The organism is Shewanella sp. T24-MNA-CIBAN-0130 (assembly GCF_040310185.1).
Taxonomy (GTDB): Bacteria; Pseudomonadota; Gammaproteobacteria; order Enterobacterales; family Shewanellaceae; genus Shewanella; species Shewanella psychromarinicola.
Window position 1 is genome coordinate 1 of sequence record NZ_JBEOPP010000093.1, and the last position, 10,380, is coordinate 10,380.

10 protein-coding genes are annotated in these 10,380 nt (G+C 42.4%); 1 reads left to right on the top strand and 9 read right to left on the bottom strand.

From position 1 onward, the window contains the following. Nucleotides 1–766: 766 nt before the first annotated feature. Genes AAEZ02_RS21090 through apbC form a run of 9 tightly spaced genes read right to left on the bottom strand, consistent with a single transcriptional unit; the run spans nucleotide 767 to nucleotide 7,849 of the window. A complete protein-coding gene (locus tag AAEZ02_RS21090) occupies nucleotides 767–1,555 on the bottom strand; it encodes a TatD family hydrolase (RefSeq protein ID WP_351124880.1) in 789 nt (262 codons plus the stop codon). A 43-nt stretch (nucleotides 1,556–1,598) separates the two neighbouring features. After that, nucleotides 1,599–1,925, bottom strand: a complete 327-nt coding sequence (locus tag AAEZ02_RS21095) for a PilZ domain-containing protein (RefSeq protein ID WP_101031003.1) — start codon at nucleotides 1,923–1,925, stop codon at nucleotides 1,599–1,601. Nucleotides 1,926–1,979: 54 nt separating this feature from the next. Continuing rightward, on the bottom strand, nucleotides 1,980–2,963 hold the full coding sequence (gene holB, locus AAEZ02_RS21100) for a DNA polymerase III subunit delta' (protein ID WP_351124883.1): 984 nt from the start codon (nucleotides 2,961–2,963) through the stop codon (nucleotides 1,980–1,982). 28 nt (nucleotides 2,964–2,991) lie between these two features. After that, the gene (tmk, locus tag AAEZ02_RS21105) at nucleotides 2,992–3,639 is read right to left on the bottom strand and encodes a dTMP kinase (RefSeq protein WP_124013919.1); all 648 of its coding nucleotides are present in this window, start codon (nucleotides 3,637–3,639) and stop codon (nucleotides 2,992–2,994) included. After that, entirely contained in the window at nucleotides 3,636–4,649 is a 1,014-nt protein-coding gene (gene mltG / locus AAEZ02_RS21110; protein ID WP_124013918.1) for an endolytic transglycosylase MltG, read from the bottom strand. The genes tmk and mltG overlap by 4 nt, the downstream gene beginning before the upstream one ends. Then, nucleotides 4,646–5,473 (bottom strand): aminodeoxychorismate lyase, encoded by an 828-nt coding sequence (pabC, locus tag AAEZ02_RS21115; protein WP_502959601.1) that lies wholly within the window; start codon nucleotides 5,471–5,473, stop codon nucleotides 4,646–4,648. Before pabC ends, mltG begins: the two co-directional genes overlap by 4 nt. 5 nt (nucleotides 5,474–5,478) lie before the next feature. Beyond that, nucleotides 5,479–6,063 carry a dCTP deaminase gene (gene dcd / locus AAEZ02_RS21120; RefSeq protein ID WP_124013916.1) on the bottom strand — a complete coding sequence of 195 codons (585 nt, stop codon included), beginning with the start codon at nucleotides 6,061–6,063 and terminating at the stop codon, nucleotides 5,479–5,481. A 23-nt stretch (nucleotides 6,064–6,086) separates the two neighbouring features. After that, nucleotides 6,087–6,725 (bottom strand): uridine kinase, encoded by a 639-nt coding sequence (gene udk, locus AAEZ02_RS21125; protein ID WP_101030991.1) that lies wholly within the window; start codon nucleotides 6,723–6,725, stop codon nucleotides 6,087–6,089. 8 nt (nucleotides 6,726–6,733) lie between these two features. Then, nucleotides 6,734–7,849 carry an iron-sulfur cluster carrier protein ApbC gene (gene apbC, locus AAEZ02_RS21130; protein ID WP_351124889.1) on the bottom strand — a complete coding sequence of 372 codons (1,116 nt, stop codon included), beginning with the start codon at nucleotides 7,847–7,849 and terminating at the stop codon, nucleotides 6,734–6,736. 156 nt (nucleotides 7,850–8,005) lie between these two features. On the opposite strand from apbC, the gene metG reads away from it, so the two are divergent. Further along, nucleotides 8,006–10,057: a methionine--tRNA ligase gene (gene metG, locus AAEZ02_RS21135; protein WP_124013914.1), complete on the top strand. Its 2,052-nt coding sequence runs from the start codon at nucleotides 8,006–8,008 to the stop codon at nucleotides 10,055–10,057. Nucleotides 10,058–10,380 lie beyond the last annotated feature (323 nt).

Genomic DNA, 10,380 nt, shown 5'->3' on the forward strand with positions numbered 1-10,380 from the left:
CTCCTCCCATTTTGATTGTGTGTAACAACTTCAATCATGGCACATCGATGCCGTATTGGGAGGAGACCATCACATCAGCTAGGGTTAATAAAGCATTTACAATCATAAGCTTGCGATAAAAAACAGACCAAAATCAACATTGTTGATTAATTTTTATGCAAAACTCAATAAGTCTGACTATAGTTAATTGATGATTTATTCAGTCTTTGGCATCTTAAGCACTCTAATGATGCCACAGCAGTCGCGCAAGGCTTTCAATCGAGCCCTTTCCCTAGGCCCAAAACAACTGGATAGTTTTGGGCCATTTTTTTATCTATTTTTTAATCAATAGATCACATCAATAAACAAAAATACATCAGTATCGTTATGTGTTTTTTATACCCATATGATGAATGACGCGATCTCATTGGGGCGCTTAAGCTATTCAGTTCAAACAAGTTGTTGAAATAATGGTCTTCCCTTAACAAAGATCAAGCGACTAAGATATGACATACTTGAATGGCTCATTAAAGGCAAGTTTCAACCCTATCTAACGGCTTAGATCGTGTTGAAGTACGACTGCATGGTCTATTTTGTTGCAAACAAAATAGAGCATTGTCTGCTTCCATGGAGGTCAGATGCTGGAGGTAGAGCAACGCAAGAGCCATTGCCGACCTCGGAGTGGATACAACAAAAACGATGCCTATAATGAGGTTATTGCTCACAAAGCGCAGAATACTCATCGAGTAACCAGTGAATGAGTTAATGAGTGAGTGAACGACTCGAATTAGCGTCCGATTAACTTAGCGGCATCTTTAAATAAGTTAAAAAAGTTATCTGTGGTGTACTGAGCTAATTCATCAAACTTTTCACCGCGTAATTGTGCAACAAACTCTGCCACATCACGAACATAAGCCGGTTGATTCTCTCGGCCACGATGTGGCACTGGCGCTAAATAAGGTGAATCGGTTTCTACCAGTAATCTGTCTTTAGGCACTTGGCGAATAACACTGCGAAGCTCACCAGCATTTTTAAAGGTCACAATACCTGAAACAGAAATATAAAAACCCAAATCAATCGCCGCTTTAGCCATTTCCCAGTTTTCAGTGAAGCAATGTAGCACGCCACCGACTTTGTCGGCGCGACCGGCTTTTAGCATATTAATGGTATCTTCACGGGCATCACGTGTATGGACAATTAACGGCTTACCCACCTCTACGGCTAGGGCAATTTGTTGTTCGAAACACTGTTGCTGCAACGTTTTTGTGTCATTTGCATAGAAGTAATCCAAACCAGTCTCACCAATGGCAACCACTCTAGGATCTTCTGCAAAACGTTTAATGTCTTCAATATTCAAGCCTTCCTGCACATCTAGAGGATGTACGCCAGAAGATAAAAATACATTATCAAAGGCAGACATTTTGTCTCGCATGGCTTCAAAGCCTTGCTGACGGACGTTGACGCACAATAGATAGTCAACGCCTTGGGCTTTGGCATTGTCCATAATGGATTGTAAACTGGCTGAGTCGGGGGCCGCTTTTAAGCGATCAAGGTGACAATGGGAATCAATTAGCATGGGAATTCTTTCGCAAATAAAACTAATACGCAAGAATACCTAGCTACATAGTGCAGGTCAAATCACCAGAGGCAAGTTCGCTCGATAATAATTTTTCAATATGATGTTTATGACTTTCAACATCTGTTTTAATTTTAACCCCAATACCCGCAGGTCGTCCGCCTGATGCGCCTAATGGATTAATCCATACCACAGAGCCTTTAAATTCGTTTATTTGGGTTGCATTAGGTAATCGATACGCAATAGTAAGCTCTTGGCCTAAGAAATGACTTTCTGTAGTCGCAATGAATAAACCTGCAGGCTTAATAAAAGGCATGTAAGCACGATAAAGTTTGTGTAATGTATCGTAGTTAACAACAAGATCGACCATAAATAATTATTTTATTTCCATAAATAGGATAAAAGTCAGTGTAACAAAACGTCTTTAATTGGTTAGCTGCCTAAATGCGAGTACATATTGCTGACACAGGGCTTGAGTGTTGACACTCGGCATAGTCTCAAGCTTGTGACACATATTCATCACTCTTCCGGCTAGCTCAATCAGTTTGGCTTGAACAAGCGGATTTAACGACTGAGAACCCGCAGGATCATTTTTTACGCTACTACTTTTTAACACATATTGGCGTAAGTACAAATACAAAACATTAAGTGCATCAACAATCTGTTGCTCAGACACCTTCAATAGACTATTGCTTAGATGACCCGTTTTCAAACTTTGAGCCCAATCTTGGCGAAATGTCAGCAGTTGTTGATAATGCTGACTGGTTAAACTGTTTACCAGCGCCAGAGGTCCACCAACGACACTAAGACACCATGTAACATCATGGGTTTTTCCCTCAGCATTGGCAGCGGGTAACAACTGCTGTGCAGCTAGCCACTGGTGGATCTCATGCTTAGTGGGTTCAACAAAATTGAGCGTTTGGCAACGACTCGTAATGGTCGCTAATAGCTGGGCTGATGTATTCGTTTGGAGAATGAGCACAACATCATCGCCGGGTTCTTCAAGGGTTTTCAGTAGTGCATTGGCTGCTGCTAAATTTAATCGCTCGGCATTGACAATTATCGCGACGCGCGCACCACCTTGCTGGGCCGTTTGGGTTAACGCTTGGCATAACTGACGAATTTGATCGACTTTAATTTGAGTGCCATCAGGCTCTATAACATATAAATCAGGATGGTTACCTGCAGCCAGTAGCAAACAACTTTTACATTGGCCACAAGCGCCAACGGGCGTGAGTTGTTGGCAAAGTACTGTTTGCGCACAAGCCTTAGCGAGCTTATCGCCCCCTAAAGCTTTATCTATTTTGAACAAATGAGCATGACTGCTTCTACCACGGTAATGCTGATCAACAAAACGTTGATGCGACTCGGCTAACCAAGGTAATTGGTCAATGTGATAATCACTCATGTCGCCACATTATCCTTATCGATATTAATCACTGTTCAGCCATAAGCGCCGGCAAATAGTGCTGTAATTGTAAACGAATATCATCATGAACCCGCTCCATTGATTGACTGGCATCAATCACTACTATGCTGTCATCGTCATGGGCTAGTTGTAAATAAGTTCGCCTTGCTCGCTCAAAAAAATCAATAGCTTGTTGTTCAATTCTATCAAGCTTGCCACGACTCGCTGCACGGCTTAATCCAAGTGTAGGGTCAATGTCTAAATATAGAGTGAGATCAGGTTTAAAACCACGTAAACACGCATCACTCACCGCTTTTACTAAGGGCATCAAACCTCGTCCACCACCTTGATAAGCTAATGAAGAGAGATTGTGTCGGTCACCGAGCACCCATTCGCCTGCAGACAAAGCCGGTTTGATCACATTGGCAATTAGCTGCGTTCTGGCAGCATAAATGAGCAAACATTCCGCTTCGTCACACAGTGGATCGGTTTCATCGACAATTTTGACTAAATCGCGCATTTTTTCTGCCAGTGGAGTGCCACCCGGCTCACGAGTGCACACAGGGGCCTGACCAATATGCTGGCTAATAATATCGTTGACTAGGGCTATTGCGCTAGATTTACCTGCCCCTTCTAATCCTTCAATGACAATAAACTTGCCTTGGTATTGACTCATTTTCTGTTTCTCTGAAATTCGTTTACGGCGTTATTATGCGCTCTCAGCGTTGATGAAAACACATGACTGCCATCATTGCGTGACACAAAATACAAGTAATTTACTTTAGCTGGACTTGCTGCTGCAAATAATGATGCCCGACTAGGGGCCGCAATAGGCGTTGGCGGCAACCCATCAATTTTATAAGTGTTAAATGCGGTAGTTTCACGTAAATCTTTACGAGTGATATTGCCTTTATAACGTTCACCCATACCATAAATCACCGTGGGATCAGTTTGTAGGCGCATGCCTTTTTTAAGTCGATTATTAAATACTGCAGACACCCAATCGCGCTCTTCAGGGTTGCCAGTTTCTTTTTCAATAATAGAAGCAATAATCAGCAATTCATACGGCGATGATAAGGCTAAATCAGGATCACGCCCTTCCCATGCTTGCGCTAAGCTTTCCTGCATCATGGTGTAACTGCGATTTAAAATTGTCTGTAAACTATCATCAGCATGATAATGGAATGTTTCGGGATAAAATTTACCCTCGGGCAAACCAGAAGTATCACCATGGTTCAATAAGACTTGATTAAAGGCATCGGTCTCTTGTGCTAAATGCTCAGTGGTGGCCAGTGTTTGTTGCCACTCAGCAATGGTTTTACCTTCGATTAGCGTTAGGCTGAAAACCACTTGTTGGCCTAAATATAAGCGTCTTAATAACGCTTCCAACGTATCGCCGGGGATCATTTGGTATAATCCCGTCTTAATATTGGCGAGTTTAGGTTCAAGTTTAACCAGGTATTTGACTTTCCAGCTATCAATAATCAATGATTGTTGCTCAAGCTGTTGCGCAAGCTTAATCACAGTGGTACCCGGTTCTACCGTCAATGTTTGAATTTCGGTTAACTGTAATGGCTGCTTTTGATAAGTAATTAAGCCGGATATGAGCCAATATCCACCGAGGCAAAACACGACAAAGAAAGGGATAACACTCGCTAATATAAAAATTTTTAACGTTTTAATCATGATGATAAATTCACACTCAGAATGTGCCTGAATCGCGATGTCTGCGTCCAAGGGCTAAATTGAAAATCGTCAATGGCAGATACATCAATAACGCCAAATAAACTGTTCGTTATCAATACATTGTCAGCGGCTTGAATATCACTAAGCTTAAGTTGCGTTGCCATGACTGCTATTCCATGGCAAAGCAAAGTATCAATCAGTATTTCTCGCATCACTCCGCTTACGCCTGCATGGGTTATTGCTGGGGTAAATATCTGATCATTTTTGACGATAAAAATATTGGCAACAGATGACTCTATCACATTACAATCACAGTCAAACACTAACCAATCTTGGTGTGTGCTAGGTAGAGGTTGAGACTTTATGAGCACCTGTTCCAATCGGTTAAGGTGTTTCATTCCCGCTAAAAGTGGTTGCCTGCCAAGATGAATGGGTGATGATGCTAGCGTAATACCGCTTTGCTGCCAATGATGGTAATGATCAGGAATGGCATGAACTGACACGACTTCAGTCACATTGGCTCTCAAAGGTGCTTGATAGCCACGTCCACCCACTCCGCGCGTCAATATTAACTTGATGCAATGTTGAGGATATTGCTGAGCGAGTTGGGTCAGCTGTTGGATGAGTAAGTCGCTGACACACCACTCAATACCTAAACGCTCACAGCTTTGTTGCAAACGAGACAAGTGCTCGTCAAGAAATAAAATTCCTGCAGGCATATCAGCCGACGCGGTACGCATAGACGCAAACACACCATCGCCATAAGCTACACCACGATCAAATGGATTGATCGTGCCGTCTTCAACGTGATTAACCCAAACCAGCGCCATTATGTATCCTGGCTGATCCGGCTGGCTACGGCTTCTTGCTGATCTTTATATTTGGCACTCTTACGTGTGTTATAAGGGCGAGCAACCGCTGAACTTAAGCGTTCAAAATTGAGCGCTCCTATCGTCATCCCAGGACGAAGCGCCAACGGTAATTTACCACTGTTAAAGAATTCTAAGACTATTTTGCCTTGCCAACCGGGATCAATACGATGCGCAGTCGCATGCACCATCAAGCCTAAGCGCGCAAGTGAAGAGCGACCATCTAACCAACCCACAATATCTGCTGGTAATGTTACACTTTCATAGGTTACCGCTAAGGCTAATTGACCAGGATGAAGGAAAAAGGCCTCATTCTCGGCAATTTCAATTTTGTCGCTCATAACCCGATCAAGTGCTATTTGCATTTCTGCACTTGGGCCACTTAAATCAATATAAGGTGCGGTATGGTCTTTAAATACCCGAAATTGGCTGCCTAAACGCACATCCACACTCACCCCCGAAATCGCTTCCACACCAGGACGCGGATCGATGCTAATGGTGCCATTATCTAAACATTGCTCAATTTCAATATCGGTTAAACGCATACTGCACTCTCTCCTAGATAAGGCTATTTAGCCAATAAATGCTGAATTCTAGCTTTTAAAATATCAGTTGCGATACGATTTTTACCACCCCGTGGAACGATAATATCGGCATATTGCTTTGACGGCTCAATGAATTGCAAAAACATTGGCCGCACAGTGCGTTTGTACTGTGAAATAACCGTTTCCATTGTTCTACCACGTTCAGCAACATCACGGGTTAACCGACGTAAAAAACAAATGTCCAATGGCGTATCCATAAACACACTGGCATCGATTAACTCACGTAATTTAGGAGCGGTTAATAATAGAATGCCTTCTACGATAATCACTCTTTTAGGCTGCATGGTGAGCGTCTCGCTGGTACGAGTATGCTCAGTATAGCTATAACAAGGAATACTTACTGCTTCACCCTGTTTTAGCTGAGTTAAGTGAGTCGCTAACAACTGATGATCTAACGCTTTGGGGTGATCGTAATTGGTTTTGACACGATCTTCCATCGTCAAATGACTTTGGTCATGATAATAGGCATCTTCGTTGATCACACCAATCTGATTGGTTCCTAAATCACGGCACAATTCTTCAAAAATTGTTTTAGCAATTAAACTTTTACCTGAAGCCGACGCACCGGCAATCGCAATAATGACACACTGCTGAGAATTCATCTCTTACCTTATTCGTCTTCTGATATGCTAATGTTTACGACTGATTGTACTTGTTGAAGCGCTAATTCAGCTCCAAGCTTACGAGCAATTTCGCGATATATCCCAGACACTTCACTTTCTGGTTCGCTCATCACACTCGGTGTACCATTATCCATGGCTTCACGAATATTGATGTGTAATGGCAGTGAGCCCAATAGTGGCACGTTATAACGCTCAGCTATTTGACTGCCACCATGAGTGCCAAAGGGGTGTTCTTTATGACCACATTCAGGGCAAATATGAAAACTCATGTTTTCAACAATTCCCAATACAGGAATATTAACTTTATTAAACATGGTAATGCCTTTTTTGGCATCCGCTAAAGCAATATCTTGTGGCGTCGTCACAATGACAGCACCGCTCACTGGCACTTTTTGCGATAGCGTTAATTGAATGTCACCGGTTCCAGGCGGCATATCGATGATTAAATAATCCAGTTCAGGCCATTGTGTTTCATTTAACAGTTGCGCTAGCGCCCCTGCCGCCATTGGACCACGCCATACTGCAGCTTCATCACCACTAAGCATAAAACCGATTGATTGAGCAGAAATGCCATGCACCAACGCCGGGGTCATATGTATGCCATCTGGCGATTCTGGACGAAAATTAGGGATACCCAACATCAGTGGGATAGACGGGCCATAAATATCGGCATCTAAAATGCCCACTTCGGCGCCTTCAGCTTTTAAGGCTAATGCGAGATTAACTGCGGTGGTTGATTTACCCACACCGCCTTTACCAGAAGCTACCGCAATCACTTGCTTTACATTAGGAAGCGGAGGAATAGCAGGGAGTGCTGAATATACCCGCGGCTGAAAATCGATTTCACATTCCACTTCATCAATCGCATCAAGTACAGCTAATTTATTAGTCACAGCCATCACGATGTCGCGGTATTGTGTCATACACGGGTAAGGATAAACTAAGCCCAATTGTAGGCGTTTTCCTTCTATAGACAATGCTGTCACACACCCTGCACTGACTAAGCCTTTGTGTAAATAAGGATCTTCAAATGCTTCTAAAATATCCAACACTGGTGACAATAATTCATCACTTAATTGATAATTTGTATGCGTATTGACCAAAACGGCGACTCCGAACGAGAAATTTGTACAAGTGTATCAGAACTTGGTAAAAAAATAGCGACTAATAAGCTTTTTTACGTCATGTTTTGCTGAAAAAAGTCTGCTAATCAGTTAGTATCAGGCAATATTATTGGTGTAATTTGATATCGAGACAAAATGACAAAATCGCAGCGTAAAATACTGGTCACAAGTGCCCTCCCTTATGCCAATGGCCCAATCCATCTAGGCCACATGCTTGAATATATCCAAACGGATATTTGGTCACGTTTTCAAAAATTACGTGGTCATGAATGCTATTACATTTGTGCCGACGATGCTCATGGCACACCTATTATGCTGAAATCACAGCAAATGGGGATTACACCAGAAGAAATGATTGCTCAAGTTCAAAAAGAGCATCAACAAGATTTCGCCGATTTCAACATTCAATTTGATAATTTCCACACGACTCACAGTGACGAAAATCGTGCCCTAGCCAGTGAGATTTATCTAAAATTACGCGACAGCGGTTACATCAAAACCAAAACTATTTCACAATTATTTGACCCTGAAAAGTTAATGTTCTTACCAGACCGTTTTGTCAAAGGCACCTGCCCTAAATGTAAGTCTGAAGATCAATACGGTGATAACTGTGAAAACTGCGGTGCGACATATAACACCACTGATTTGATCAATCCAAAATCAGCCGTGTCGGGTGCAACGCCCATTATGAAAGACAGCGAACATTTCTTTTTTGACCTGCCTGCATTTGAAGGCATGCTAAAAGAATGGATCCATTCGGGTTCATTGCAACAAGAAATGGCGAATAAACTTAACGAATGGTTTGAGCAAGGCCTAAAGCAATGGGATATTTCACGTGATGCGCCCTACTTTGGTTTTGAAATCCCAGACGCACCCGGTAAATTTTTCTATGTCTGGTTAGACGCTCCCATTGGTTACATGAGTTCGTTTAAAAACTTATGTAACAAGCGTGATGATGTAAATTTTGACGATTTTTGGAGCCTAGACTCAAGCGCCGAGGTGTATCACTTTATCGGTAAAGACATTGTTTATTTCCACAGTTTATTCTGGCCTGCAATGTTAGAAGGTGCTGGGTTCCGTAAACCCACCAGTGTTTATGCTCACGGTTACGTCACGGTCAACGGTTCAAAAATGTCTAAATCAAAAGGCACGTTTATTAAAGCGCGTACCTATTTAGACAATTTAGATCCTGAATACCTGCGTTATTACTACGCCGCTAAATTAACTAGCCGTATTGATGATTTGGATTTGAATTTAGAAGACTTTGCCCAGCGAGTTAACTCAGATTTAGTCGGCAAATTGGTTAACCTAGCCTCACGCACGGCCGGTTTTATCGGTAAACGTTTTGAAGGCAAATTAGCCAAGGTTGCAGACAGCAGCTTAAGCGACATATTTTTAGCCAAAAGCGAAACCATTGCTCAATGCTATGAAAACCGTGAATTTGGTAAAGCGATGCGCGAAATCATGGCCTTGGCCGATATGGCTAATGCCTACGTTGCTGATGCGGCGCCTTGGCAATTAGTCAAGCTAGAAGATAAACAAGAAGAAGCCCATCAGGTATGCAGCAATGCATTAAACCTGTTCAGAATTTTGGTTACCTACCTTAAGCCTGTATTGCCTAAACTGGCCGGAAATGTTGAAGACTTTTTACAGTTAACCTTAACATGGGATAATTTAGGCCAAGATCTAGCGGGTCATGAAATCGCGCCATTTAAACCTTTAATGCAGCGTATTGAACCTAAGAGCATTGAAGCTATCATCGATGAGTCTAAAGAAAACTTGCAAGCAACCAATACCGACGCGCCTAAAACAGACGCGCCTAAGCAAGCGGTTAATCAATTAGAACTCGATCCTATTAGCCCAGAAATTAGCTTTGATGATTTCGCTAAAATCGATTTACGTATTGCGCGGATCAGCAAAGCGGAACATATCGAGAAAGCCAATAAGTTACTCCGACTTGAATTAGACTTAGGCGGTGAAACTAAGCAAGTATTTGCCGGTATTAAGTCGGCTTATGCACCTGAAGACTTAGTCGGTAAACTGACCGTGATGGTGGCGAACCTTGCGCCGCGCACGATGAAGTTTGGTGATTCTGAAGCCATGGTGTTAGCTGCAGGTCCTGGTGGTAAAGATTTGTTTATTCTAGAACCCCATGAAGGCGCACAGCCGGGGATGCGAGTGAAGTAACACTCAACTAGCCAAACAAAAAAAGACCGCTTTGGCGGTCTTTTTTGTTTGGCTTGATAGTTCATTTGTTATGTTTATTGTATTCACTACTAGAGGTTGATTCGGTCTCTGATTTATAAGCCTCATTCGCTGTTTGCACTTCAAAATCTTCTGCCATTGCCTGCTTTAATCGTTCTTCGTATCGCATAAACAGGTTTAAAAAGTCATTGCTGAACCGCTCACCCTCTGATTCCGTTAACCATTGTGCATATACCCGTGATCATTGAAAATGCTTGATTTTGTCCCAAATGGGATCATCATAGCCCTATGAAACAAATTACACT

Coding starts and splice junctions, on each gene's coding strand:
- AAEZ02_RS21090 (WP_351124880.1), bottom strand. CDS start 1,555: ATGCTAATTGATTCCCATTGTCACCTTGATCGCTTAAAAGCGGCCCCC.
- AAEZ02_RS21095 (WP_101031003.1), bottom strand. CDS start 1,925: ATGGTCGATCTTGTTGTTAACTACGATACATTACACAAACTTTATCGT.
- holB (WP_351124883.1), bottom strand. CDS start 2,963: ATGAGTGATTATCACATTGACCAATTACCTTGGTTAGCCGAGTCGCAT.
- tmk (WP_124013919.1), bottom strand. CDS start 3,639: ATGAGTCAATACCAAGGCAAGTTTATTGTCATTGAAGGATTAGAAGGG.
- mltG (WP_124013918.1), bottom strand. CDS start 4,649: ATGATTAAAACGTTAAAAATTTTTATATTAGCGAGTGTTATCCCTTTC.
- dcd (WP_124013916.1), bottom strand. CDS start 6,063: ATGCGTTTAACCGATATTGAAATTGAGCAATGTTTAGATAATGGCACC.
- udk (WP_101030991.1), bottom strand. CDS start 6,725: ATGAATTCTCAGCAGTGTGTCATTATTGCGATTGCCGGTGCGTCGGCT.
- metG (WP_124013914.1), top strand. CDS start 8,006: ATGACAAAATCGCAGCGTAAAATACTGGTCACAAGTGCCCTCCCTTAT.